Origin of the sequence: Nocardia vulneris, assembly GCF_001613425.1 — a bacterium.
GTDB classification, from domain to species: domain Bacteria; phylum Actinomycetota; class Actinomycetes; order Mycobacteriales; family Mycobacteriaceae; genus Nocardia; species Nocardia vulneris.
In genome coordinates, this window is the sequence record NZ_BDCI01000001.1 from 293,285 (window position 1) to 319,035 (window position 25,751).

Sequence of the window (25,751 nt, forward strand, 5' to 3'; positions counted from 1 at the left end):
TCAGTAGTTGGAGAGCTCGGTCAGCACGAAGTCGATGGCCATGTCGTAGGCGGTGAGCGCCTGTACGAACCGGCGTTCCTCGTCGGCCAGGGGTTGCAGTTTGCGCTCGGTCAGCCTGCGCAGCACCGTGTCGTGCCATACCTGGCCCGCGCGCTGCTCGGCCGCCGTCCTGGCGCGCCGGTTCGCGTCGAATTCATCTCTGGCCCGGCGTAATCGGCTCATGCGTCCACCACCCTGGCCGGAATGCTCGCCAGGCCGAGCTCGCGCGCGATGGCGATCCGGTGGAAACCGTTGTGTACCGTGAAGCCGCCGTCGGGCCGCCGGCCGACCTGCAGGGCTTCGTCGCTGCCGAGGAACCATGTATAGGTATCCCCGTAGCTGCGCGCGCCGCAACGCCGCTCGTCCTGATCGCGGGCGCGGAAGTATTCGAGGTCCTTGCCGAGGCGCAGCGCCGGGACGATCACGGTGTGGAAGGCGTTGAGCGCCCACTCGAGATCGGACTTCGACACGTCGGCGGGCAGTGGTTCGGTGCCCCCGGTCTCGGCGGTGTCGAGCGCGGACAGCGGGATCATCGCGTAGCCGACCGGGAAGCCCGCGGGTGTATCGAGCGCGACGCGTTCGGTCGCCCCCGACGGGGCGGCCGGACCGCCGCCGGGGGCCGAGACCGCGGGCCCGTGACCGGCGGGCACCGTGCCCACGGCGGACGAGGCGCGGTTGTAGGCGTCCAGGTCCTTGGCGATGAGGCCGAGCAACTGCGTCGTCTCGAGGCTCAGCGCGACCCGTACTCGTGCGAATCGTCCTGCGGCCGCGGAGTATTCGGCGGTGGCGGCCGTGTACATGCGCTCTGCCCGGTGCGCCGCGGCCAGGGCGCGCTCGGCGCGCTCGAGCGCCCTGCGGGGTGCGGAGCAGTCCGCGTCTTCGCTCCGGCAGCAGGCGTCGTAGGCGGCCTGCGCCTCGCGCAGCTTGCGCTCGCGTGCGCGGTTCTCCTGCGCGAGTTCCTGTTCGACCCGGCGCTGTGCGTAACCGGCGGTGCGCTCGCTGGATTCGACATCGCGCAGATACTTGTCGAGGTCGCGAGCGAGCTGCCGCACGACCTGCGGATCGTTGCGGGCGGTATCAGCCATCGTGGCCGCACTCGGTTCGCAGCAGCAGGTCGAGCCATTCGGGTCCGGGATCGGCGAAGCGCCGGACGATATCGGTGCGGGCGTTGTCGTAATCGTCCACCGCGAACTGGTTCGCGGTCAGGTTCGCCGCCACCTCGGAGTCGATCAGCACCCGGGAGTCGTCCTCGCTGGCCGGTCCGAGCACCTTGAACCCGAACTGGCGCAAACCATCCGGATCGATACGGCGCTGCAGCGAGGCGTACCGGTCGGCCCAGCCGACCACGTGCAGCCCGACCTCCGGTCCGTGCCGGAGCAGGCGGGCGAGTTTGGCGCTCTCGCTGTCCTCGTCGAAGGCGTCCGGGTTCAGCTCCCGGGCGCGGTGCAGCCCGACGAGGAACAGGACGCGCGCGGGCCCGTGGTATTCGTCGAGTTCGGTGCGCTCGGCAAGCTCGCTGAGCAGTGAGTCGAGCACATCGCCGAGTTTGCGCCGGTGGCAGGCCACCGCGCCCGCGGTGGTGAGCCGGGCGAACAGCGCTTCGCTGTGCTGCTCGATCGCGGCGAAATCGACGTACTCCACCCGGATGTCGGCCGCGCGCAGCACCGCGATCTGCAATGCGAGGGTCGGCAGTGCGTTCGGATCGACCACGAGCAGGTTGTTGCCGGGTTCGCGGCCGAGCCGCAGGGCCAGCGGCGGATCCAGCGACATGGGCGCGCCCATCGGCAGCACCAGCGCGGCGCGGCGGTCGGATCGGGTGAAGATCTCCAGCGGGTAATCCTGCGGCGCGACCGCGATATCGCCCTCGAAAACCGCGGGGCGAGCGGTGAAACCGTGTACGTCGGCTTGCTCGCGCAACTGCGCGATCAGGGTCGCGCGCAGCTCGGCGGGCCAGTACGCGCATTGGAAGCGGTTGTTCGCCTCGGCCTGACCCGCGTGATCGTTGATGATGCCTTCGCCCGGTTTGGACAGCAGTTGCGCGTCGGCATTACCCTCCGCGAGCAGCTGTTCGGAATCCTGGACGGAACTGGCCAGCACCAGCCGGTTCGGAATCTGGTTGAGCGCCGTGCGGATCTTCTGCCCGCCACCGGACACCGACTGCGACGCCAGCAGCGTGTGCACCCCGAAGGCGCGGCCCTGCCGGATGATTCGATCGAGCAGCCCCGCGCCCCGGGTGGCGGTGGCGTCGTCCTGCTCGAGCAGCATGTGGAACTCGTCGATGATCAGCACAATGCGCGGCATCCGCTCGCCGGTGCTCTGCCGGTAGCGCCCGATCTCCATCTGTCCCTGCCCGGCGTTCTTGAACAACGCGGCGCGCCGGGCGATCTCGCTGTCCAGGCTCTCCAGCACGCTGATGCCGAAATCCCGGTTCGTCTCGATCGCAACGACTTTGGCGTGCGGCAGACCCGGCGTCGCATACGGCTTGAACTCGACGCCCTCCTTGAAATCGATCAGGTAGAACTCGACCTCGGCCGGCGAGTACTGCAGCGCGATCCCGAGGATGATCGAGTGCAGCAGCACCGATTTGCCCGAGCCGGTCCGCCCGCCGATCAACGCGCTCGACAGTGCGCCGGAGTCCAGGCGTAGCTCGGCGACGTCCGTGGCGCCCATCCGGCCGAAGCGCGCGACGACCCGATCGTCGACGCTCGACTGCCACCAGGTCGCCGGGTCGTGCGGATCGGCGATGATCTCCGGTGCCTGGGTGCCCCTGGCCACCGCGCGTTCCATCGCCTGCACGGCGAGTTCGTGCACGCGTTTCGGCGCGACCTGGGTGTCACCCGAGGTCGCGAGGCTGCGTTCGATATGCGCCAGCACCTCGGCCCGGACCTGATCCGACGGCAGCGGATACGGGCGCAGTCGCCAGTCGAGTTCGCCGCGGGTGACGTACTGGGCCGGTCGCACCCCCGTGGGCAGTTGCAGCCGCGCCACCAGCCCGGTGTCCTGGCGTCCGGTGAACGCGGTCGCGAGCGAATCGAGCGAGGTGGTGGCGGAATCCGTGGTGGCGGCGATCAAGACCCCCGCGCGGCGGCCGACGGTCGCCAGGCGTTCGAGGCGTTTGAGTGACTCGTCGTCGTACATCCGCCCGTCGCGGGTGAACGCGTGCGGATGATCGAACAGCAGCAGCAACCGGTAAGGCTCGGCGACCTCGCCCGCGGCCCGGTTGTAGGCGGTCAGGGTTTCGTGCGTGCCCTGCAGGTACTTCTGCGTGACGAACGCGACGTGGTTCTCCAGCTCGGTGAGCAACTCGTTGACATTGTGTGAGCCCCAAACCTTTTGGCCGTAGATCTTTTCGCCCGCCTCGCCGACACCGTAGAGGAAGTTCATCGACGCGCCGACCTTCATCGGGTCGACCACATCGATCTTCAACCGGCCCGCGGGCAGTGTCGCGAGCATGTCCAAGGTCAGGTTCTCCACGACCGCGGTCGAATCCGTGACGATCCCGCCGGTGTCGTCCAGATCGAGCAGCACCGGGATCGGGGGAGTCGAGTCCTCCAGCGGAAGGGTGAACGTGTGCTCGTGGTTGCCGCCCGGCGGTGCCGGGACCGTCAGCTCGGTGTGGATACGCGCCTGAGTCAGCCGAATCAGGCCGAGCGGGAAGACCATTCGGGTCGGCGGGGACGGCGCGATGGTGGTCGCGTCCGCGACCGCCTGCCAGACGGGCGTGGCCTCGGCGGGGCACGGGGTGATCGCGCCGAGCTCGACGGCGACATACTGATCGGTCATGCGCGTGATCGCGACGCTCATCTGCCTGCGGAACTGGGCGAAGACGTCGGTGAACAGCTTGGCGGTCTTGTGCTGCGCGGTCAGTTCGGCGTCGCGGACCGCGGCGTCGTAGCGGCCGAGCACGGTCGCGGCGGTGTCGATCAGCTCCCGGCGTTGCTGCGCACGGCCGTTCGAGGTCACCCGGATCCCCGCGCCGCGCACCGCCTCGGTCGCCGCGGCCGCATCGATCAGCCAGTGCTCGGCCTTGACCTCCGGGTTGCTGCCGGAATAGCCGGGCCGCGGCGCCGGCTCGCGCTCATACCAGTTCGCCGGAAGCAGATTGGTGAACGCCTGCGTGCGATACTTGTGCAGCACGTCGCCTCGCACGGTTTCGTAGGCATTCCACAGCAATTCGCGATCCTGCGCCAGCTCGTGCTGAATCCGCTGCACCCCGTCGCTCGTCGACGGCATACTCGACACCGCATTCGTGACAACGGTGCGCAGCAACCGCGCGATCGAAGCCGTAGCCTCCCCCTTGACCCGATCCGCCACCGGCGCAAGCTCGGTGCGCCGAGCCAGCACGGGAACCCTTGCCCCATCAAAGGTTTCACCCACCGAGGTGTTCCCCTGCCACGCCGACCCCGAGACATACACCCCTGTGCGCGGTGACGGCGTTCGCGGGGGCGCGTCGGACGGCGACGACGCAGCAGCGGAGGCTGAGGCATGCACCTGGGGTGTTGCCGCGCCCGCCGCGGAAACCTCAGTGGCGGCGTGGCGCTCGGGCGCGCGCAGCCCGCGGCTACTGCGATCGCGACGGTCTTTCGTGGTGGGCATTGCGCGGGCTGCCGGTGGCGCGGTCGGTGGCACCCCGGATGGAGACGGGGGAGCGGTGGCTGTGGGTGCGGGGCGGGTCTGTGGCGTGCCGTCGACTGCCTGTGTTCGGTCTGCTGCTGTGGTGGGCGGGGAGACGGTCGCGTCGAAGCCGAAATCGGCTGCTGCGCCGGGTAATCCGGATTCGTAGCCCTGGCCGACGGCGCGGAGTTTCCACTGTCCGTTGCGGCGGTAGACCTCGCAGACGATGGTCGCGGTTTCCGCGGTGGCGGGGGGCATGGTGAAGGTTGCGGCGGTGGCGCCGGCGGGGCCGGTCACGGTGAGTTCGAGGGCGGGCAAGGGGGTGTCGGCGACTGTTGCCAGAACCACGATGCGCTGCACCGTGTTCGACACCGCGAGGAGGTCGAGGTGCACGGCCGATTCGGCGAAAGACACCGGCCCGGGGCCGGGGGAACCTCGGTGGCGGAAGTCGGTGGGGGTGGCGACGCGGTCGTCGGCACCGAGCATCGCGACATACAGTGCGGGCGTGCCGGACTCGCTGCTGAGCCGCAGATCGACGGCCGTGCCGTGCAGCGGCGTGTTCTGTCCCTTCGCCAGCTGCATCGTGACTCCTTCTGCGCGCGTCCGGATCCGCGGACACCACCTAGTTGTTCTTGCCGATTATCGGGTGGCGGCACCCCCGCTGGCTGTCCGCTGAACAGCGGACAACGCTGCCGACCAGGGCATTTCGGCACCACTCTGTCCGGCGATCGACCGACACCGGCGCCCGCGCGCACCCCATAGCATCGAGACATGAAAGCGCGGCCGCCGAACACCCGGCCCGTGCGCGCACCCGAGGGGAACGCATGCACCATTCCAGCGACCCGTCGACCCCACCCCGCCCACCCGTCACCCTGCACAAAACCCCGCCCGCCCCTGAATCGGCACCATTCCCCGCACGCGCGAGTGCCACCACCCCCGCGCCACGTGAGTCGTCTGGAGCGTTTCCGCAGCGTGGTGTCGACTATGCGGCTACGTCCCCGCCCCGTGGGGCGTTTCCGGAGGGTGGGCGTATCGATGCGCCTGTGGTGGTGCCGACGGGGCCGCGGTTGACGTTCGCTCCTCGAACGGATTTGCGGCGCAGACCTTCTGGGCTGCTGGTCGGGTTGATGGTTGCGGCGCTCATGTTGGCGGTGCCGGTGGTGTTGTTGTTGCGGGATCAGGGGCGGGGGGACAGGACGGCGGGCTCCGAGGTAGCCGCCCCGTCGGTGGTGGCGGGGGTGCGGGCGGGGACGACCACCACGGGCAACGTCGATCCGGAAACGGCGGGGCTGAACGGATTACAGGCGCGGGCGGCGGCGGACCAGCCGGTTGTTGCCCGCGAACTCGGCGAGCGGTGGGTGCCGCAGGTGAGCTCGAAGCGATACGGGCTGGTGGCCGAAGGCATTACCTGGCGGCACGCCGAAATCCTGCGCGAGCACGAGGAATTGCGCGCCCGCTATCCGATGGCACGGCTGCTGTGGTCGGGCGGCTGGTCGACCTTCAGCTACCCGGACTTCTGGATCACCGTCATCGGCATCGGCTTCCCGACTGCGGGTGGTGCGATCAGCTGGTGTGCCGGCCACGGATTCGACCGCGACCACTGCTACGCCAAGCTGATCAGCACCACCCATCCGGTAGAGGGGAGTACCGGATATCAGTGAGGCACTGCCTCAGGTCGTCCGGTAACTGCGCGCCACCAGCGCCGAGCGCAGGTACCACAGGCCGGAGGGTTGGGACGGGTCGAAGCCGGTGAGCTGTCCGATCCGTTTGAGCCGGTAGTCGACGGTGTTGGTGTGCACGTGCAGCACCCGCGCCGTGCGTTGCCGGTTGAGGTTGTTGCCGATGTGGCGCTGCAGCGTCTCCAGCAGTTCGGGATGTTCGTCGAGCGGGTCGAGCAGTTGCCCGAGGTATTCACGACCGGGCCCGGGGCGGGTGAGCTGGTATTCGAGCGCGAGTTCGTCGAACCGGTACAGCCCGGCCACCGCTTCGAGCCGCTGCACCATGTCGAGCAGTTCGTGGGCCTGGTCGGCGGCGTTCGGGATCTGCTCGGGCGTGGCCTCGACCATGGTGGCGGTGATGCCGACCTGCGCCGCGTGGGTCAGCTGGTTGACCAGGGTGTCGTAGCCTTCGTTGTCGAAGGTGGCCGAGGGGATCAGCACGGTGCCGCCGTCGACGCTGAGCAGCGACAGCGCGCTCTCGCCACAGCGGGTCGCGAGTTCGGCCTGCACCCGGCGCAGTTTGCGGCGGGCCACCACCTGGTTGTCGATCATCGGGTTCTGTTCCTCGCGGTGCGGCGGAATCGCCACGGCGAGTACGGCGTACGAGGGCGCGATGGCGATTCCGCATTCGCGCGCCATGGTGGAGGTGCTGTGCCCGCCGAGCAGCGCGGAGGTCAGGGTGTGCACCGCGGTGTGGTGCTCGCTGACCACCGAACGCAGTTCCCTGATGTAGGCGACCGAGATCGCCGAGCTGATCATGTCGAGGATTTCCAGGACCATCTTGGCGCCGTCGACCAGGCTGTCGTAGTCCTTGATCGAGGCGTCGGAGACCACCAGGTCCAGGCCCATCTTGAAGCCCTCGTGGATGGAGTGGTGGATTGTGTCGATCGGCACGCCCTCGCGCGCCCAGCCCGCCGCGGCGTCCTGGATGCGCTGCAGTTTCTCCGGGATGTCCTGGCCGTCGAGCATGCTGACCGCGAATTCCAGGCAGACCCGGGTGATGGTCGTGACGTCGCCGGAGATGGCGTCGGAGGGTAACGTGCCACAGGGGATGACGTTGGCCACGAAGTGGCCGACCATTTGACGGGATAACGCGCGAACGTCCTTGAGTGGGGACGACATCGGCTTCCCGGCGAGCGTAAGGCTCTGCCGGGCCGAACTGTCGATCGACATTGACGACTCCTTCCGCCCCCGGATATAGCTGTGCGGCGCATTCACACTAATCGTTCGATGCTGGTAGCGGAACGAATCGCGGTCTTCTCTACGTCTCACAGAGACTGGTCGGTCGGTGGTTGTGACGGGTCACAAGCGGGCAATACGCCCAAGTCGAGCGCGCGCAGGCGCGCCGGATCGGCGATCACCTCGAAACCCGCGACCCGTTCGGCGCGCACCGTCACGACGAGCGCGAGCAGCAGCTTGCCGCGCGGCGCGACCACGAGGCCCACGGCGCCGTCCACCAGCGCGAGCGCCGCCACCCGGGAACGGCGTTGCAGCAGTACGGTTTCCCGCGCCACCGCTTGCGCGCCGCGCACGATCGCCGCCATGCCCGCGGGCAACGCGGCGGGGTCGGCCACGCGCACCACGTCCGGGGCGAGCACGGCGAGCAGCGCGGCCAGGTCACCCTCGCGCGCGGCGGCGAGGAAGGCCTCGACCACCCGGCGCTGCTCGGCGAGTTCGGTTGTCGTCGGCCGGTTCTCCCCGCGGGTGCGTTGCCGGGCCCGGCTGGCCAGCTTCTTCGTCGTCGCGGGCGTGCGGCCCACGATCGGCGCGATCTGCTCGAACGGCACGGCGAACAGATCGTGCAGCACGAACGCCACCCGCTCGTCCGGGTGCAGCGTATCCAGCACCACCAGCAGGGCCCGGCCCACCGCATCGATCAGCAGGGCTTCCTGTTCGGGATCGGCGTCGTAGGCGGTGTCGCTCAGCTCGGCGCGCGATTCCAGCGGGTCCTCGCGGCGGGTGGTGCGGGCGCGCAGCATGTCCAGGCAGATCCGGGACAGCACCGTGGTAAGCCAGCCGATCAGATTGTCGGGCTGGACCGCGTCGTCCTTGGTCAGGCGCAGCCAGGTCTCCTGCACCGCGTCCTCGGCTTCGGCGGCCGAGCCGAGCATGCGATAGGCGATCGCGCCGAGCCGGGCGCGGTGCGACTCGAAGCGCCGGGCCAGCACGTCCTGGTTCGGCATCGGTCACCTTTCCGTTCCGGCACTCGTCACATGGTCGAGGGATCCACGATCGCAGACCGATCCCGCACCGAAAACAGGAGGGTCCGACCATGTCCACTGCCTACGTCCTCGTCACCGTGGCCGCCGCGGCCGCCATGCTGCTCGCCGGCGGGATCGACGTGTTCCGCGCGGAGTGGGTGCGCGCGAACATGAAGAGCTACGGCCTGCAGGAGTGGACGCTCTACCCCTTGGCCGCGATCAAGGTGGCCGGTGCGCTGGGCCTGCTGGCCGGGTTCGTGTTCCGGCCGCTGGGCTTGGCCGCGGGGATCTGCCTCGTGCTCTACTTCCTCGCCGCATTCGCGACCGTGCTGCGCGCCCGCGCGTACGCCGACCTCGGCTACCCGCTGCCTTATCTCGCGCTGGCCGCCGGTTCGGTCGCGTTGTACGCGCTGACCTGACCTGCCGCTCAGCCGTTGCGGATGAACCGCGCCGCTTGCTCGCCGATGAAAACGGCGGGCGCGTGCGTGTGCCCGCGGATCAGCATCGGCATGACCGAGGCGTCCGCCACGCGAAGTCCTTGCACGCCACGCACTTCCAGGTGCGGCGTGACGACGCTGGCGGCGTCGGTGCCCATCCGGCAGGTGCCGACCGGGTGATACAGGGTGTGCGAGTAGCCGTTCAGCGTCAGTTCGAGGGTGGCCTCGAGGTCGCTCGGCGCCTGGGGCGGATAGATCAGCGGGCCGAGCACCGCCCGCATCGCCGGGGTTGCGGCGATATCGGCGCAGATGCGCAGCCCCGCCATGATCGCGGCGCGGTCGGCGCCCGCGCTGTCGGAGAGATAGCGCGGGTCGATCACCGGTTTGGCGGCCGGATCCGGCGCCGAGAGGGTGATGCGGCCCCGGCTGTGCGGGCGCAGCAGCACGGTCGCCAGGATGACGCCGTGCTCGGTCGGGTCGACGAGACCTTCGTGATAGAAGGGCGCGGGCGCGTAGAGCAGCTCCAGGTCGGGGATGTCGAGATCCGGTGTGCTGCGGACGAAGCCGTACGCCTCGGCGACATTCGAGGTGAGCATGCCGCGGTGCCGCAGGAAGTAGTCGAGCAGCTGACGCGGCTTCTCCGCCCCGAACAAGGTATCGTCCGCGGCACCGTAACCGATGCCCGCGACGAGATGGTCCTGCAGGTTGGCGCCGACCTCCGGAGCGTGGTGCAGCGTGCGAATACCCTGGCGCGCCAACTCGTCCCGGTCGCCGATGCCCGAAAGCATGAGCAGCTGCGGGCTGTTGATCGCGCCCCCGCAGAGCACCACTTCGCGGCGCGCGGTCACCGTGTGCGGCCCGCCGCCCTGGTGATATTCGACGCCGATCGCGCGGGTTCCGTCGAACAGCACCCGGGTGGCGAGCGCTTCGGAGCGCACGGTGAGGTTGGGCCTGCGCAGCGCGGGCCGCAGGTAACCGTCGGCGGTGCTCCAGCGCCGGCCGCCGCGCTGGGTGACCATGGTCTGGGTGAAGCCTTCCGGCTCCGGCCGATTCGCCGGTTCGACCCCGAATCCGGCCTCCTGCACCGCGGCCAGATACGCCGCGGTGGAAGCGCGCGGGCTGCGCTGGCGTGACACGTGGATCAAACCGTCGGCGCCCTCGTCGGGATACTGTGCGTCCTCGACCTTTTCGATCCGCCGGAACTGATCGACCGCGGCCGCGAAGCCCCACTCCTCGCCGGCCAGCAAGGCCCACTCGTCGTAGTCGGCGCGGAATCCCCGCACCCACATCATCGCGTTCATCGACGACGAGCCGCCGAACATCTTGCCGCGCGGCCAGTAGATCTGCCGGTTCTTCAGCTCCGGCTGCGGCTCGGTGAGGTAGTCCCAATCCACCTCGGATCGAAACAGCTTCGCGAATCCGGCCGGGATGTGCGCGAATTTGTTCTTGTCCCGCGGACCCGCTTCCAGCAGCACCACCGAGACGCCCGGGTCGGCGCTGAGCCGGTTCGCCAGCACCGCCCCCGCGGATCCGGAACCGACGATCACGTAATCCGCAGTAAGCCCACCTGGTTGCACTGTCCCACTCCGATCCGCGCTGCCTATGAGCAAGATACGAGCAACACGGGATATGGGGTTCGATTTCGCTATAACCGGAGCCAAGTCACACCGGTGCGGCCGCCGGTATGCGTCGAACCGTGCCGGTCCTATCGCAGGATGAGCAGCGCCGATTTCTCGATCCGGTCGGCGATCTCGGAGTAGGAGCCGTACCCCATGCCCGCACGCACCAGCGCGCCCGCGTACAGCAGTTCCAGGGATTCCACGACATCGGGGTCCGGGTCCGGGCCGAGTGCGCGGATGATCCGGGTGCGGATCTCGGCGCCGATGCGGCCGCGCAGGTGCTCGACATCGGGGTCCCGGCCGAGCAACGCGCTGGTGACCGCCCCGGACAGCTCCTGCTCGTCGGCGACCAGCATGGCGATGTTGCGCAGTTCGGCCACGACCCGGACGGTCGCGTCCGGGTCCTCGCTCGCGGGTGAGGGCGCGGACATCAAACGCCGCCAGAAGATCTCGGCGACGAGGTGCTCTTTGGAGGAGAAGTAGGTGTAGGCGGTCGCGGCGCCGACTCCTGCGGCGGCCGCGACCATCCGGATGGTCATGCCCGCAAATCCTTCGCGGGCAAGCACTTCCACCGCCGACCTGGTGAGCTTGTCGACGGTGTCGGCCTGCTTTCCGGACAACCTGCGCCGGGTCGCCTCGAGCGTGATGGACTCGGGTTCGGACATGTGACCGGATCCTACTACGGCCGGTCAGTTCTTGGCCGCGGCGAGACCCGCCCTGCGGCCGTAGAAACTGCCGTCACCCAGCGACGCGCCGCTCACGTACCCGCCCGCGCAGAGCCCCGAGGTGCACCGCCCCGCGGCGTAGAGCCCGGGGATCGGCGCGCCGGAGACGTGCAGCACCCGCGAATCCAGGTCGGTGCGCAGCCCGCCGAGCGTGAAACCCGCGGTGAACCCCCGCATGTCGAATGCCGCCAGCGAACCGCGCAGCGGCCGTACCCATTCCGGCTTCTTCCCGAGCAGCGGGTCCTTGCCCGCGGCGGCGTGCAGGTTGTAGCAGTCGACGGTCGCCTGCAAGGCGAGTTCGGGCAGACCCATGTCGGCCTCGAGCTCCGCGACCGTCTCCGCCGCCCAGGTCGGTGGTTGCCGGAAGAACGGGGTCGAGGTCTCGGTCGCGAGCCCGGCCTCGTAGGCGGTCTCGTCGATGACGAGGAACGCCTGGTTCTCCTGCTGGATCAGCGTCGCCTGCCCGATCCGGCCGGGATAGGTGTCCTCGGCGATGAACCGCTGCCCACGGCCGTTGACCAGGATGCCGCGCGCGAGCAACTGCGGGTCGCCGAAGAACGCCACCTCGGTCGCGTCCATGTGCGCCAGCTCCGCGCCGAGCGCCTGGGCGACCCGGATACCGATGCCGTCGTGCTCCTCGATGGCGGCGGCCGGCCGGCCGATCAGCCGCGGCGCGTAGCCCTCGATCATCTGCTGGTGATAGGCGAAACTACCGGTGGCGAGGACGAGTCCGCGCTCGGCGCGGATCGCCACCTCCTTGCCGTAACGCCGGGCGATCACCCCGACCACCCGATCGTCGTCGTCCACCACCAACCGGCCGATGCGCAGGTCGTATTCGACTCGGACACCGAGGGATTCGGCGGTTTCCGCGAGCGGCTTCATCAGCATGTAGCCACCGCTCTTGCGGCCGATCTTCTTGTCCGCCATCTGCGGAACATGGCCGCGCGGTGCGGGTTTGGCGAGGGCATTGAACGGCGCGGCGTTCTCGCCGCCGGAATACATCAGCCCCTCGTCGTGCGGCGGTTCCCAGCCCGGCTCGCCCCAGAAGGCTTCGCGGAACGGCACTCCGTTGGCCACCAGCCAGTTGTAGTGCTCGACGCTGCCCCGGCAGTAGTCGGCGATTTTGGCCTGGTCCACGCCGGGGCCCAGCGCCGCGAGCAGGAAGGTCTCCATGTTCTCCGGCGTGTCCTCGAAGCCGAGCGCCTGCTGTAGGGGCGTGCCGCCGCCGAGGTAGATGAACCCGCCCGCCATCGCCGCCGCGCCGCCCCAGCCGCCGGTCCGCTCCAGGATCAGCACCTCGGCGCCCGCGCGTGCCGCCTCGATCGCCGCGCAGACCCCGGCGATGCCGTATCCGGCGACGACGACGTCGGCCCGCAGGTCCCACTCGGTGACCGCGCTCGCGCGCAGGGGGCGAAGGGCATTGGCATCGGTCATGTTTCGTTCCTTCACTCGGTGCGGTCGTCGTGCTCGGCGCGGGCGGCCTTCTGCTGCTGCGCCACAATCTTGCCCACCAGCAGGTCGAGTTTGGTGCCGTTCGGCCACCCGACGTAGTGGCAGAGGAACACCGCGATCTCGTGCAGTTGCTCCTCGGTGAGTTCGTCGTTGCGCAGCGCGGCGCCGATCTGGATGCCCGCCGTGTCGATGGCGCCCTGCGCGGTGAGCGCGCCGAGCAGCAACAGCCTGCGGTCCCGGATCGACAGCGCGGTGCGCGACCAGATGTCGGCGAAGAGATGGTCGGCGGTGACGGCGAAGTGACTGCCGGCGTAGTCCTGGAATTCGGTGCCGTAGACCTCGGCCATCTTGGCCAGGCCGCGCCGGCGGGTGGTCTCGGCGGAACCGTTGTCGGTCATGCGGATTCCCTTTCGGAGGTCGAAGCGCCGACGCCGAGGCCGGTCCCCAGGTGGGCGCGGGCGAGTTCGGTCAGCGGCAGCGCCACATCGAGGCGGGCACCGAGGTCGAGCGCGAGCCCGAGGTCCTTCTCGCCGAGATCGCGCACGTGCCGCAGGATGGGTAACCAGAAGTCGCCCTCGGCGATCGGGGCGGTGCGGTCGCGGAGCATGATGGCGCCGGGTCCGCCGGTGACGGCGTCGGAGTGACGCACCACCTTGCTCAGCGTGGTGAGGTCGAGGCCCGCTGCCTCGGCGAGCCGCTGTGCCTCGGTGGCGGCGGTGAAGGCGACGAAATGGAGGATGTTGCGCGCCAGCTTCATTCGCGTTCCGGCGCCCGCCGTCCCGGCATGCACGATCAGATCGGCGAAGCAGCCGAACGGCTCTCGCACCGCGGCGAAGGCCGTCTCGCTGCCGCCGACGAGCACCGCGAGCCTGCCCTTCGCCGCGCCGGGCGCGCCGCCGCTGACCGGCGCGTCGACGAATTCGACACCGTGCGTGGCGCATTCGGCGGCGAGCTGCTCGGCCGTCCGATCGCTGATCGTGGAGTGCACAGCCACCACGGTGCCCGGCGCGGCGGTGCGCAGCACCCCGTCGGTGCCGGTGAGCACCTCGCGTACCTGGTCGTCGTCCAGGACTGCCACCGAGATCACGGCGGCCTGTTCGGCGAGTTCGGCCGCGGTCCCGGCCACGGCGGCACCGGCCTCGACGTACTGCTGTACCGCCGCCGGACGCACGTCGCAGACCGTCAATCCACCCGGCCAGGCGAGCAGTCGCCGCGCCATCGGCCCGCCCATGGCGCCGAGCCCGATGAAGCCGATCCGATGGTGGTTCATGACCGGAACACCTGCCCGCCATCGACATTGAAGATCTGCCCGGTGATCCAGCCCGCCTCGTCGGAGAGCAGGAACAGGCACGCGCCGACCAGATCGGCGGGTGTGCCCATGCGCTGGATCGGCAACCGCTTGACCATCTCCGACACGATCGGCTCCGGCGTGACGGCCTTCGTCGCCGCGGTGTCGATCGGTCCGGGCGCGATGGCGTTGATCCGGATCTTCGAACCGCCGAGCTCGAACGCGAGCTGCTGGGTGAGACCGTTGACGCCGACCTTGGCCAGCCCGTAGAAGCTCGAGTACATCCATGCGGCGGTAGACGATTGGTTGACGATCGAGCCGCCCTTCTTGCGCATATGCGGCCAGACGGCTCTGGTCATGGTCAGCGCCCCGTCCATGTTCACGCTCATGAAGGTCTTGTAGTAGTCCCACGGCACGGTCAGCAGGAGGTTGACCTTCATCTCGCCGTAGATCGCCGCGTTGTTGACCAGGTGGTCGATGCCGCCGAACTCGGCGACGGTGAATTCCGCCAGCGCCGCGGCGGATTCGGGATCGGCGACATCGACCTGACCGAAGACCGCGGTGCCGCCGTCGGCCGCGATCTTTTCCGCCGTGGCCCGGCCCGCCTCGGCATTCTTGTCGGCGACAACGACTTTCGCCCCCTCGGCGGCGAGCGCCGCGGCGTAGGCCGCGCCGATGCCCTGGGCCGCGCCGGTGACGATGACGGACCTTCCCGTGAATCGGGTCATGACTGTGCTCCTTTATCCGGCGGTCGCGATGAGCTTGGTCTCCAGGTACTCCTCGAACCCGGCCACGCCCATCTCGCGGCCGATGCCGGACTGCTTGTAGCCACCGAACGGTGCGTCGGCGGAATACCAGACGCCGCCGTTCACGCTCAGGGTCCCGGTCCGCACCCCCTCGGTGACGCGGCGGATCCGCTCGGGGTCGGTGCCCCACACCGAGCCGGACAAGCCGTAGGGGGAGTCGTTCGCGATCCGGACGGCGTCCTCGTCGCCGTCGTAGGGCAGCACCACCAGGACCGGGCCGAAGATCTCCTCCTGCGCGACGGTGGCCGAATTCGGCACGTCCGCAACGAGCGTCGGCTCGAAATAGAAGCCGCGTCCGCGGTCTTCCGGCCTGCCGCCGCCGACCACCACGCGGCCGCCCTCGGCGCGCGCGATCTCCAGGTAGTGCTTCACGCGCGCCCGCTGTCGGTCGGAAATGAGCGGACCGCAGACGGTGCGCGGATCGGCCGGATCACCGGGCTTGATTCCGGCGAGCGTCGCGGCGGCGGCGTCCACCGCGTCGGCGTAGGCCGCGCGCGGCACCAGCAACCGGGTGGTGAGGGCGCAGCCTTGTCCGGCGTGCACGCACACCGAGAACGCCGCCACCGCACAGGCTGCCGCGATATCCGCGTCGTCGAGCACGATGAACGCCGACTTGCCGCCCAGCTCCAGAAAGGTCTTCTTCAGCGTCGCCGCGGCGCCGTGCACGACGGCCCGGCCGGTCTGGGTGGAGCCGGTGAAGCTGATCAGGTCCACCAGCGGGTGTTCGGTGAGTCGCGCGCCGAGACCATGATCCGCCGACGTCACGATGTTCACCACGCCGGCCGGGATATCGGTCTGCTCCGCGATGATCGCGCCGACCGCCGCGGCGCACCACGGGGTATCGGGAGCGGGCTTGAGCACCACCGTGTTTCCGGCGGCGAGGGCCGGGCCGAGTTTGGCGAAGACGATCTGGTGCGGGAAGTTCCAGGGGGTGATCGCGCCGACCACGCCGACCGGCTCACGTCGCAGGACCCTGCGGGTCTTGATGCCCATCGGCGCGGCGACGCCGAGATCGGTTTCCCACGAATAGGTTTCGGCCATGGTCGCCGAGTAGGTCAGGTCCGCGATCGGCCCTTCCAACTGTGGTCCCCGGGTGAACATCGCGGGCGCTCCGGCCTCGGCGATGGTGAGTTCGCGCAGGTCTTCGATTCTGGATTGCAGTGCGGTGCGCAGCTGTTCGAGGCAGTGCGCGCGAAATCCGTGCTCGCGGGACCAGTCGGTCTCGTCGAAGGCGGTGCGGGCCGCGGCGACGGCGGCGTCCAGGTCGGCGGCGTTCGCGTTGGCGGCCTGCCCGAGGACCTGTTCGGTCGCCGGGTTCACCGTGCTGAAGACCCCGTTACCGCCCGGGACCAGCTTGCCGCCGATCAGCTGCCGTGTCCCGGCCCCGGGCATAAGGCTGTTCATGCATTGCTCCGATGCTGTCTGGACAGGTGTACGGAATATAAGCTGAACCGTCGATCATGGGCAAGAACCCGTTCTATTTCGACCATTCTGCGCGCTGCGGTACGGCCGTGTCGCGAAATCTGCGCCGTTCTCGGGCGCGTCGGCGTCCCGGTGCGCAATGGTGGTGGTAATCCAGCGGAACCGTTGTCGGAGGTAGGTGCCGATGGTACTGTCCAGACACATGTCCAGTTATGTGTTGCCTGCGGCTGTATCGGGCTGTTCCAGCCGGGGGAACTTGTTCTCGAATCTGCGGCGGTCGCGATGACAGCCGCCCTGGAACCCTTGACGTTCGACCCGTACGATTACCGCTTCCACGAGGACCCGTACCCGACCTATCGGCGGCTGCGGACCGAAGCGCCGCTCTACTACAACGCCGACCTGGACTTCTGGGCACTGTCCCGGCACGCCGACGTCACCGCCGGATTCCGGGACAGCGCAAGGCTTTCCAGTGCCAACGGGGTCTCTCTCGACCCGGCCGCCTGGGGTCCGCACGCGCACCGGGTGATGTCGTTCCTGGCCATGGACGATCCGCGGCACCTGCGCATGCGCAGGCTGGTGTACAAAGGCTTCACGCCGAAGCGGGTGGCCGAAATGCAGGGCCGCATCGAGGAATTGACGCTTTCCTATCTAGAGCCGGCGCTGGCCGAGGGTGCGTTCGACTGGATCGACGAGGTCGCGGGCAAGCTGCCGATGGACGTGATCTCCGAACTGATGGGCGTGCCGGAGATCGACCGCGCCGATATCCGCGGACTCGCCGATCTGGTGGTGCATCGCGAAGACGGCGTGCTCGACATCCCGCAAGCCTCGATCGAGGCCTCGATCAAGCTGCTCACCTATTACACCGAGATGGTCGCCGAGCGCAGGCGCAAGCCCACCGCCGATCTCACCTCGGCGCTGTTGGATGCCGAAATCGACGGCGACACACTGTCGGACGCCGAGATCATCGGCTTCCTGTTCCTGATGGTGGTGGCGGGCAACGAGACGACGACGAAACTGCTCGGCAACGCGCTGTATTGGGGCGCGCGAAACCCGGGGGAGTACGCGAAGGTCGCGGCGGAACCGGCCCATGTCACGGACTGGGTGGAGGAGACCCTGCGCTACGACACCTCCAGTCAGGTGATCGCTCGTACCGCCACCGCCGACCTCGACTATCACGGCGCGACCGTACCCGCCGGTGCCAAAGTGCTGCTGCTGATCGGCTCGGCCAACCGCGATCCCGCGGTGTTCGCCGAGGGCGACAGCTACCGCATCGATCGCACGGACAAGGGCGGGCTGGCGAGTTTCGGTGCGGGCGTGCACTACTGCCTCGGCGCGCACCTGGCCCGGCTTGAGGCGGCAGTCGCGTTGCGCGAGTTCGCGTCCCGGGTGCGGTCGTACACGGTGGACGAGGGCAATGCGGTGCGGGTGCACTCGTCGAACGTGCGCGGGTTCGCCCAGCTGCCGATCGCGGTGGAGGTGCAGTAGTGGCTCGTTTCGAAGCACATCCGGCCCGGCGCCCGGCGCTCGTGGCCGGAGCATCCTCGGGGATCGGTGCGGCCACCGCCGTCGCGCTGGCCGAGCTCGGGCATCCGGTGGCGCTCGGTGCGCGTCGCGCCGATCGGTGCGCGGAACTGGCGGACAAGATCCGGGCCGAGGGCGGGGAGGCGTTCGCGCACCCGCTCGACGTCACCGACGCCGCCTCGGTCGACGAATTCGTGCAGGCCGCGGAAAAGGCCCTGGGCCCCATCGAGATCCTGGTCTCCAGTGCGGGCGATATCGAGTTCTCGCCGGTGCACGAGATGGATCCGGAGCGGTTCCTGCGGCAGGTACAGGTGCATCTGGGTGGTGCGCACCGGCTGGCACATCGGATGCTGCCGGGGATGCTGGCGCGTCGCCGTGGCGACATCGTCGTGATCAGCTCGGATTGCGCTCCCGAACCGCGCCCGCGCACCGGCGCGTACAGCGCGGCCAAGGCGGGCCTGGAGGCGATGGTCACCCAGCTGCGAATGGAATTGGAAGGCACGGGGGTTCGCGCGTCCCTGGTGCGTCCGGGACCGACCCTCACCGGCATGGGGATGGATTCGACACCGGAGGTGGTCGGCCCGTTGCTGGAGTCCTGGAAGGACTGGGGTTTCGCCCGGCACGCGAACATGCTGCGTCCCCAGCATCTCGCCGCGGCAGTGACGGCGGTGGTCTCGGCGCCGCGCGGCGCGCACCTGGTGCTCGTCGAGGTGCAGCCGGAAGCTCCGGTGCGCCCGAGAGACGAGGAACGACAGTGAGAGTCGTCGCCGACCTGGATCTGTGCCAGGGCCACGCGGTGTGTCAGGACGAAGCGCCGGAAGCGTTCCGGGTGCCCAAACGCGGCAAGGTGGAGATCCTGACGGACCACCTGGCCGCGGCCGATCGCGCCGAGGTGGAGCGCGCTGTGCGATATTGCCCGACCCGGGCGCTGTCCATCGAATCGACGAAAGGGGAGCGGTGATGGCCGGATTCGATCGGGCGGAGCTGGACGAGATGGTCCGCCGCTGGCTGCTGGAGAACCGGCGCTGCGAGGAACTGGGCGATTGGCGGCCGCTGGCCGAGATGTACACCGAGGACGCGACCTACGGTTGGAACTACGGCCCCGCACAGGAATTCATGGCGGTCGGCCGGGCCGAGATCCGCGAACTCGCCCTGGGGCAGGAGATGCAGGGCCTCGACGGCTGGACCTATCCGTACCAGGAATTCGTCATCGACGACCGTAGCGGGACCGTCATCGGCTTCTGGAAGCAGGTGTCGGAGGCGAAACGGCCCGATGGACGGCCTTATTCACCCGAAGGCATCGGCGGCAGCTGGTTTCGCTACGGCGGGGACTTCCAATGGTCTTGGCAGCGTGACTTCTTCGACTACGGCAACGTCTCGCAGATGTTCCTGGCGATGATCGGCGACAACGCGCTCACCGAGGGCATGCAGCAGCGGATCCAGCGGTCGGTCGCGGGACCGCTGCCCGGCTGGTATCGCATCGGCGAAGCGCCCGCGTCCCTGTGGTGAATGCGATGACAGCGAGCAACTTCGCGCAGCTGACCCGGGCGCAGCTCGCCGTGCTGGTGCCCGAGTTACTGCTGTGCGGGCACCTCATCGATCGATCGGGCATGGCACACACCATCGCGGCCTTCGGCAAGGACGGGATGACCGCCGTCGCCATCGAAGAATGGCAGTTGGCCAGCCCCGTCTACACGCGACGGATGCAACGCGCACTGGGCTTCGTCGGCGACGATGTGCCGACGATCTTCAAAGGGCTGCAACTGGATATCGGCGCGCCGCCGCAATTCATGGACTTCCGGTTCCGCGTCGCGGACGGCGCGCACGGGGAGTTCTGGCTCGACCACTGCGGTGCACTGATGGACGTCGAGCCGCTGGGCCCCGATTTCGTGGTCGCGATGTGTCACGACATCGAGGACCCGACCTTCGACGCGACCGCGCTGGCCACCAACCCGCACGCCCGGGTGCGACCGATCCATCGCCCGCCGCGCCGGCCCGCGGACCGGAAACCGATGTGTGCGTGGACGGTCACCATCGACACCGCGCACACCCCGCCGCCGATACCGCCGCACGCGGAGCTGGTGGCGGGCTCGGCCGCCGCTCGGCTCGCGCTGGCCGAGATCGACCCGGACGAGCAGGGACGCTCGGACTACGCGGGACCGCTGCTGAGCGATCTGCGCTTCGCCGACTTCTCGAAGTCCGCCCTGGTGCGGCTGGCCGAGGAAGTGTGCCTGCAACATCACCTGCTGACCCTCGGATTCATGATCGCCGTGCGCTCCCGGCTCGATCCGGCCGCGGCGACGGCACTGTGCTGCAAGCAGTTCGCGGGGATCGCCGGGCTCACCGCCGAACGACTACGCCTAGCGCTCGATCTGGGCGACGACGACGCCGCGCTCGCCGCCGTGTTGCGCCTGCACCCGGCCTGGAATCCGTTGGCCTACACCGGTGTGCGCGTCGCGCACACCGAATCCGGTGTGCGTCTTGTGCTTCCCCGCTCCAGCGCCGCGGTGTCCGACGGCGCGTGGCCCGCCCTGATCGACGCCGAGCACCTCGCGGCCGTCGAGGCAATCGCGCGCGGGGTGAACCCTCGATATGTCGCGCGCGCGGCCGATTCGACGGCGGACGCGCTGGTCGTCGAGTTCTCCCGCGCCGAGCACCCGTTCCGGGAGTCGACCGAGGTCGCGGTGACCCGGATCAGCACCGGCGCGGCTTTCGTCTTCGCCGAGCGCGGCACACCCCTGCCGCTGACGGTGGTGTCACCCGTATCGAGAGAGTGAATTGCCGTGGCCCGTAACTTCGCCGACCTGTTCGAGCACGCCGTCGACGCGATGCCCGAGCGCGTGGCCCTGCTCGAAGGCGGGCGCAGCCGCACCTTCGCCGAGCTGGACGCCCGCGCGAATCAGCTGGCCGCATTCCTGACGTCCGTGGATATCGGGCGGGGCACCCACGTCGGTTTCCAGATGCACAACGGTATCGAGACCATGGAAACGCTGCTGGCCTGCTTCAAGATCCGGGCCGTGCCGATCAACATCAACTACCGCTACGGCGTCGAGGAGCTGCGCTATGTCTACCGGAACGCGGACCTGCAGGCCTTGGTCTATCACGCGGGCTACGCGCAGGCCGTGCAGCACGCGGCGGCCCGGATTCCCTTGCTGCGCCATCGGATCGTGGTCCCGGACGGTAGCGCGGACGCCGACCCGCCCGTGGACGCCGTGCACTACGCGGACGCGGTGGCCGCGGGCGCACCCGCCCGGGTCGACTTGGAGCGCAGCGCCGACGACCTGTTCATGATGTACACCGGCGGCACCACCGGCTTGCCGAAAGGCGTGATGTGGCGCCAAGAGGACATGTGGCGGGTGCTCGGCGGCGGCATCGATTTCTATACCGGCGTCCCGGTCGCCGACGAGTACGCACAGTCCAGGGCCGGGGCGCAGGGGGAGCAGAGCCGGTGGCTCGTACTGCCGCCGCTGATCCACGCGGCTGCCATGATGCCGACGTTCACGGCGCTGTGGTCGGGCAACGCGGTGGTATTCGAACCGCGTTTCGATCCGAATCGGGTGTGGCAGACAGTGGTCCGGGACCGTCCGCAGGTCATGGTGATCACCGGCGACGCGATGGCTCGGCCCTTGCTCGACGCGTATCGGGCGGCTCCGGTCGACGCGTCGAGCCTGCTCGCGGTCGGTTCCGGCGCGGCGTTGCTCTCGCAACCGGTGAAAAACGCCATGCTGGAGCTGTTTCCGTCGCTGGTTGTGACGGATTCGATCGGCTCCTCCGAAACCGGTTTCGGCGGTATCGGTTTCGCGCAGAAGGACGACAACCCGGGTCAGGGGCCGCGGGTGCGTACCGGGCGCGGCTCACTCGTGGTCGACGACGACGGGCGACCGGTGCGGCCGGGCGAGCAGGGGTGGCTGGCGAAATCCGGCTCGGTGCCGCTGGGCTACTACAAGGATCCGGTGAAGTCCGCGAAGCTGTTCAAGACGGTCGACGGCGCGCGGATCGTGGTCACCGACGACCGGGCGCGGGTCGAGCCCGACGGGACGGTCACGCTGCTCGGGCGCGGCAACATGGTGGTCAACACCGGTGGGGAGAAGGTGTTCGTCGAAGAGGTCGAAGGTGTGCTGAAAGCCTACGACGGGATCTATGACGCGGTGGTCGTCGGTGTACCGCACCAGCGCTGGGGGCGGCAGGTCGCGGCCGTGCTGTCGGTGACGGGACCGCTGGATTTCGCGGCGCTGGACGCGCATGTGCGCCGCCATCTGGCGGGCTACAAGGTGCCCAAGCAGCTCTGGTTGGTCGATATGGTCGGCCGGACGCCGAGCGGCAAACCCGACTACCGCTGGGCGTTGCGCCACACCGAGGACCATGCGCCCGACCATCGGGCGGACTGAATCGTGTGCCCCGAACCGCCACGGCACCAGACAAGAACGTGTTCTAATTCGAGGATCGCACCCGGCCGGACTACTGCGGCGCTTACGCACGTCATGGAGAAGAAGCCCCGATGACCACTGAGACCACCCATACCCCGGCGGCGGCGTTGCCCGCCCGGATCACCGCCGCGTTGATCGAGCGCCTCACCGGCGCGATCGCCGCCGACGGCACCGCCGCGCCGTATCCGATGACGGAGGTCTACACCGGTGCGGCGCTGGGCGAGCTGCCGCAGTCCACGCCCGACGATGTCCGCGTCGCCGGGGTGAGTGCCCGTGCCGCGCAACGGGAATGGGCCGCGCTGCCGCTGCGGGATCGGCTGCGGGTGTTCGAGCGGGCGCACGAACTGATCCTGAGCGAGGTCGAGACCATCGCCGATCTGATCCAGATCGGCTGCGGCAAGACCCGCCGGATGGCGGTCGAGGAATCCTGTGACGTGCCGATGGTCATCAGCCACTACCTGAAGACCGCGCGCCGGGTGCTGCGGCCGAAGCGGCGCGGTGGCGCCCTGCCGCTGCTCACGACCTCGACCGAGGAGCATCGCCCCAAGGGGTTGGTGGCGGTCATCGCGCCGTGGAACTTTCCCTTCGCCATCGCGCTCTCCGACGCGATGCCCGCGCTGATCGCGGGCAACGGCGTCATCCTCAAGCCGGACAACAAGACCGCGCTCTGCGTGCTGTTCGGCGTGGAGCTGCTGCAGCGGGCGGGACTGCCGCGTGGGCTGGTCCAGGTGGTCTGCGGGGAGGGGCCGGATATCGGGCCGAGCCTGATCGATGCCGTGGATTTCGTGATGTTCACCGGTTCGACCGCGACCGGCCGGGTGGTGGGCGAGCGCGCCGGACGCAACCTCATCGGGTGCAGTCTGGAACTGGGCGGCAAGAATCCGATGCTGGTGCTCGAGGACGCGAACCTGGACGAGGCGATCGCCGGCGCGACCTTCGCGGTGTTCGCCAACTCCGGCCAGGCCTGCATGCATATCGAGCGGATCTACGTGCACCGCAGCCGGTACGACGATTTCGTGCGCGGCCTGGTCGCCGCCGCCGCGGCGTTGAACACGAAGATCGGCGCCGCCTACGACTACACACCCGAATTCGGCTCGCTGGTATCGCCCCAGCATCGCGACCGGGTGGCCGCGCACGTCGAGGAAGCCCGCGCGAAGGGCGCGACCGTCCTGGTCGGCGGCAAGGCGCGCCCGGACGTCGGCCCGGCGTTCTACGAGGCGACCGTGCTCACCGGCGTCACGCCCGAGATGGCGCACGCGACGCAGGAGACATTCGGTCCGGTCGTCAGCGTCTACCCGTTCGACGACGAACGCGACGCCATCCGGCTCGCCAATGCCACCGACTACGGCTTGAACGCCAGCGTGTGGAGCCGGGACCTGGCCCGCGCCAACCGGATCGCCGCGCAACTGCAAGCGGGCAATATCAACATCAACGACGGTTTCGTGGCGACCTACGCGGCCAAGGCGACGCCGTCGGGCGGGCTCAAGCAGTCCGGTGTCGGCACCCGGCACGGTGATCAGGGGCTGCTCAAATACACCGACACGGTGAATGTCGGGGTGCTCAAACGTCAGGTGCTCGCCGCGCGTGCGGGGCAGCCCTACGAGAAGCAAGTGAAGACGACGCTGATGTCGCTGCGGCTGATGCGCCGAACCAGGCTGCGCTGAGCCGGATCCGGCGCGGTCGAGGGCAGATGCGTTCGGCCGGGCCCGGATTCGGCCGCGGCGCGGTCGGCCGTTGAGGAGGTACCCATGGTGACGCCTTCGTTGCCCGCCGGATTCGACTTCACCGATCCCGGGCTGTGGGAGCGGCGAAGACCCGTCGAGGAATTCGCGCTGCTGCGCCGGACGGCGCCGGTGTGGTGGAATTCGCAACCGGACGAACAGTCCGGCGGGTTCCGTGACGGCGGCTACTGGGTGGTGAGCACCCTGCCCGACGTCAAAGAGATCTCCCGCAATTCGGAGCTGTTCTCCTCCGAACGCAACGGCTCGATCATCCGGCTACGCGACGACATCACCTCGGAACAGCAGGCCGCCAATGGTGTGCTGCTGATCAACATGGATCCGCCGAAGCATTCGAAATTCCGCAAGATCATCACGAAGGGCTTCACCCCGCGCGCGGTCGAGGGCCTGCGCGCGGCGCTGACCGAACGCGCGCATGCCATCGTGCACGAGGCGCGGAAAACCGGCGGCGGCGACTTCGTCGAACAGGTCGCCTGCGAACTGCCGTTGCAGGCCATCGCCGAATTGCTCGGAGTGCCGCAGGCCGACCGGCGCAAACTCTTCGACTGGTCCAATCAGATGCTCAGCTACGACGACCCCGATTACGGTGATCCCGCGCTCGCCTCCGCCGAAATTCTGGGGTACGCATGGCACCTGGCCGAGCAGCGGCGGGCGAATCCGGCGGGGGATATCGTGTCCGAACTCGTGCACGCCGATGTCGACGGCGCCGGACTGGGCTCCGACGAATTCGGCTTCTTCGTCATCCTGCTGTCGGTGGCAGGCAATGAAACGACACGTAATGCGATTACGCACGGGATGAAAGCTTTTGTGGACAATCCGGAGCAATGGGAGCTGTATCGGCAGCAGCGGCCGCGTACCGCACCCGACGAGATCGTGCGCTGGGCCACCCCCGTCAGCTCGTTCCAGCGCACCGCGACGGCGGACACCGAGATCGGTGGCCAGGCGATCCGGCGCGGTGAACGACTCGGGCTGTTCTACGGCTCGGCCAACTTCGACGAGGCGGCGTTCACCGACCCGTTCACCTTCGACGTGCTGCGGGATCCGAATCCGCATGTCGGCTTCGGCGGCACCGGCGCGCACTATTGCGTGGGCGCCAACCTGGCCCGGCTGGAAATCGACCTGATGTTCAACGCCATCGCCGACGCGATGCCCGAGATCACCCAGGTCGCCGATCCGGTACGGTTGCGGTCGGGGTGGATCAACGGAATCAAGAATTGGCAGGTCCGATACGAATGACTCTTCGAGACGTACCGTTGCAGACGCTGAACGGCGAGGCGACCACACTGGCCGAACTGGCCGGGGACAAGGTGGTGCTGCTGGTCAACGTGGCATCCAAATGCGGGCTGACCCCGCAGTATTCCGGGCTGGTCGAGTTGCAGCAGACCTATGCGCCGCGCGGTTTCACCGTGGTCGGCGTGCCGTGTAATCAGTTCATGGGTCAGGAGCCCGGTACGGCCGCGGAAATCCAGGAATTCTGCTCGACCACCTATGGGGTCGACTTCCCGCTGCTGGCCAAGGCCGACGTGAAAGGCGAGCAGCAGCACCCGCTCTACGAGACGCTGGTGCAGACCGCCGACGCCGAGGGCGCGGCGGGCGAGGTGCAGTGGAACTTCGAGAAGTTCCTGATCGATCGGGACGGCAAGGTGGCGGGCCGGTTCCGGCCGACCGTCACCCCGGATGCGCCCGCGCTCGTCGCGGGCATCGAATCCTTGCTCTGAGTGCATTGTTCGAGGCCCGGCTGCG

23 protein-coding genes are annotated in these 25,751 nt (G+C 68.8%); 11 read left to right on the forward strand and 12 right to left on the reverse strand.

Features of this window, described 5'->3' with window-relative positions; all coding sequences use genetic code 11:
• The 3 genes from NVU01S_RS01275 to NVU01S_RS01285 are packed head-to-tail and all read right to left on the reverse strand — an operon-like array spanning position 1 to position 5,235.
• Positions 1-222 (reverse strand): hypothetical protein, encoded by a 222-nt coding sequence (locus NVU01S_RS01275; RefSeq protein ID WP_042255668.1) that lies wholly within the window; start codon positions 220-222, stop codon positions 1-3.
• Complete coding sequence (locus tag NVU01S_RS01280) at positions 219-1,124, reverse strand: ParB N-terminal domain-containing protein (protein WP_043672360.1); 906 nt, start codon at positions 1,122-1,124, stop codon at positions 219-221. The genes NVU01S_RS01275 and NVU01S_RS01280 overlap by 4 nt, the downstream gene beginning before the upstream one ends.
• Positions 1,117-5,235, reverse strand: a complete 4,119-nt coding sequence (locus NVU01S_RS01285; RefSeq protein WP_043672356.1) for an FtsK/SpoIIIE domain-containing protein — start codon at positions 5,233-5,235, stop codon at positions 1,117-1,119. Before NVU01S_RS01285 ends, NVU01S_RS01280 begins: the two co-directional genes overlap by 8 nt.
• Before the next feature lie 545 nt (positions 5,236-5,780).
• Here NVU01S_RS01285 and NVU01S_RS01290 point away from each other — a divergent pair.
• The gene (locus tag NVU01S_RS01290) at positions 5,781-6,314 is read left to right on the forward strand and encodes a hypothetical protein (RefSeq protein ID WP_052280716.1); all 534 of its coding nucleotides are present in this window, start codon (positions 5,781-5,783) and stop codon (positions 6,312-6,314) included.
• 9 nt (positions 6,315-6,323) lie between these two features.
• On the opposite strand, the gene NVU01S_RS01295 is transcribed toward NVU01S_RS01290, so the two are convergent.
• Positions 6,324-7,544, reverse strand: coding sequence for a PucR family transcriptional regulator (locus NVU01S_RS01295; protein ID WP_041562733.1), 1,221 nt, complete (start codon positions 7,542-7,544; stop codon positions 6,324-6,326).
• A 95-nt stretch (positions 7,545-7,639) separates the two neighbouring features.
• Positions 7,640-8,554 (reverse strand): sigma-70 family RNA polymerase sigma factor, encoded by a 915-nt coding sequence (locus tag NVU01S_RS01300; protein WP_043672353.1) that lies wholly within the window; start codon positions 8,552-8,554, stop codon positions 7,640-7,642.
• 89 nt (positions 8,555-8,643) lie between these two features.
• Between NVU01S_RS01300 and NVU01S_RS01305 the strand changes: the two genes are divergently transcribed.
• Positions 8,644-8,991 carry a DoxX family protein gene (locus NVU01S_RS01305; protein WP_043672350.1) on the forward strand — a complete coding sequence of 116 codons (348 nt, stop codon included), beginning with the start codon at positions 8,644-8,646 and terminating at the stop codon, positions 8,989-8,991.
• Between the two features lie 8 nt (positions 8,992-8,999).
• On the opposite strand, the gene NVU01S_RS01310 is transcribed toward NVU01S_RS01305, so the two are convergent.
• The 7 genes from NVU01S_RS01310 to NVU01S_RS01340 form a co-directional block, all read right to left on the reverse strand.
• The gene (locus NVU01S_RS01310) at positions 9,000-10,586 is read right to left on the reverse strand and encodes a GMC family oxidoreductase (RefSeq protein WP_043672348.1); all 1,587 of its coding nucleotides are present in this window, start codon (positions 10,584-10,586) and stop codon (positions 9,000-9,002) included.
• Between the two features lie 128 nt (positions 10,587-10,714).
• The gene (locus NVU01S_RS01315) at positions 10,715-11,293 is read right to left on the reverse strand and encodes a TetR/AcrR family transcriptional regulator (protein WP_042255675.1); all 579 of its coding nucleotides are present in this window, start codon (positions 11,291-11,293) and stop codon (positions 10,715-10,717) included.
• Between the two features lie 24 nt (positions 11,294-11,317).
• Positions 11,318-12,787: an FAD-dependent oxidoreductase gene (locus tag NVU01S_RS01320; protein ID WP_043672466.1), complete on the reverse strand. Its 1,470-nt coding sequence runs from the start codon at positions 12,785-12,787 to the stop codon at positions 11,318-11,320.
• An 11-nt stretch (positions 12,788-12,798) separates the two neighbouring features.
• A complete protein-coding gene (locus tag NVU01S_RS01325) occupies positions 12,799-13,203 on the reverse strand; it encodes a carboxymuconolactone decarboxylase family protein (RefSeq protein ID WP_043672345.1) in 405 nt (134 codons plus the stop codon).
• Positions 13,200-14,075: an NAD(P)-dependent oxidoreductase gene (locus NVU01S_RS01330; protein WP_043672342.1), complete on the reverse strand. Its 876-nt coding sequence runs from the start codon at positions 14,073-14,075 to the stop codon at positions 13,200-13,202. Before NVU01S_RS01330 ends, NVU01S_RS01325 begins: the two co-directional genes overlap by 4 nt.
• Entirely contained in the window at positions 14,072-14,821 is a 750-nt protein-coding gene (locus NVU01S_RS01335) for an SDR family oxidoreductase (protein WP_042255678.1), read from the reverse strand. The genes NVU01S_RS01330 and NVU01S_RS01335 overlap by 4 nt, the downstream gene beginning before the upstream one ends.
• A 12-nt stretch (positions 14,822-14,833) precedes the next feature.
• The gene (locus tag NVU01S_RS01340) at positions 14,834-16,303 is read right to left on the reverse strand and encodes an aldehyde dehydrogenase (RefSeq protein ID WP_043672339.1); all 1,470 of its coding nucleotides are present in this window, start codon (positions 16,301-16,303) and stop codon (positions 14,834-14,836) included.
• Between the two features lie 300 nt (positions 16,304-16,603).
• Here NVU01S_RS01340 and NVU01S_RS01345 point away from each other — a divergent pair, with 300 nt between their 5' ends.
• The 9 genes from NVU01S_RS01345 (at position 16,604) to NVU01S_RS01385 (ending at position 25,726) form a co-directional block, all read left to right on the forward strand.
• Positions 16,604-17,806: a cytochrome P450 gene (locus NVU01S_RS01345; RefSeq protein ID WP_043672336.1), complete on the forward strand. Its 1,203-nt coding sequence runs from the start codon at positions 16,604-16,606 to the stop codon at positions 17,804-17,806.
• A complete protein-coding gene (locus tag NVU01S_RS01350) occupies positions 17,806-18,600 on the forward strand; it encodes an SDR family oxidoreductase (RefSeq protein ID WP_043672334.1) in 795 nt (264 codons plus the stop codon). The genes NVU01S_RS01345 and NVU01S_RS01350 overlap by 1 nt, the downstream gene beginning before the upstream one ends.
• On the forward strand, positions 18,597-18,803 hold the full coding sequence (locus tag NVU01S_RS01355; protein ID WP_043672331.1) for a ferredoxin: 207 nt from the start codon (positions 18,597-18,599) through the stop codon (positions 18,801-18,803). The genes NVU01S_RS01350 and NVU01S_RS01355 overlap by 4 nt, the downstream gene beginning before the upstream one ends.
• A complete protein-coding gene (locus NVU01S_RS01360) occupies positions 18,803-19,351 on the forward strand; it encodes a Cif family virulence factor (RefSeq protein WP_043672329.1) in 549 nt (182 codons plus the stop codon). Before NVU01S_RS01355 ends, NVU01S_RS01360 begins: the two co-directional genes overlap by 1 nt.
• A gap of 5 nt (positions 19,352-19,356) precedes the next feature.
• Positions 19,357-20,619 (forward strand): hypothetical protein, encoded by a 1,263-nt coding sequence (locus NVU01S_RS01365; RefSeq protein ID WP_043672463.1) that lies wholly within the window; start codon positions 19,357-19,359, stop codon positions 20,617-20,619.
• Positions 20,620-20,625: 6 nt separating this feature from the next.
• The gene (locus tag NVU01S_RS01370) at positions 20,626-22,230 is read left to right on the forward strand and encodes an acyl-CoA synthetase (protein WP_043672327.1); all 1,605 of its coding nucleotides are present in this window, start codon (positions 20,626-20,628) and stop codon (positions 22,228-22,230) included.
• A 110-nt stretch (positions 22,231-22,340) separates the two neighbouring features.
• Positions 22,341-23,933 carry a succinic semialdehyde dehydrogenase gene (locus NVU01S_RS01375; protein ID WP_052280715.1) on the forward strand — a complete coding sequence of 531 codons (1,593 nt, stop codon included), beginning with the start codon at positions 22,341-22,343 and terminating at the stop codon, positions 23,931-23,933.
• 84 nt (positions 23,934-24,017) lie between these two features.
• The gene (locus NVU01S_RS01380) at positions 24,018-25,244 is read left to right on the forward strand and encodes a cytochrome P450 (protein WP_043672325.1); all 1,227 of its coding nucleotides are present in this window, start codon (positions 24,018-24,020) and stop codon (positions 25,242-25,244) included.
• A complete protein-coding gene (locus NVU01S_RS01385; protein WP_043672322.1) occupies positions 25,241-25,726 on the forward strand; it encodes a glutathione peroxidase in 486 nt (161 codons plus the stop codon). The genes NVU01S_RS01380 and NVU01S_RS01385 overlap by 4 nt, the downstream gene beginning before the upstream one ends.
• Positions 25,727-25,751 lie beyond the last annotated feature (25 nt).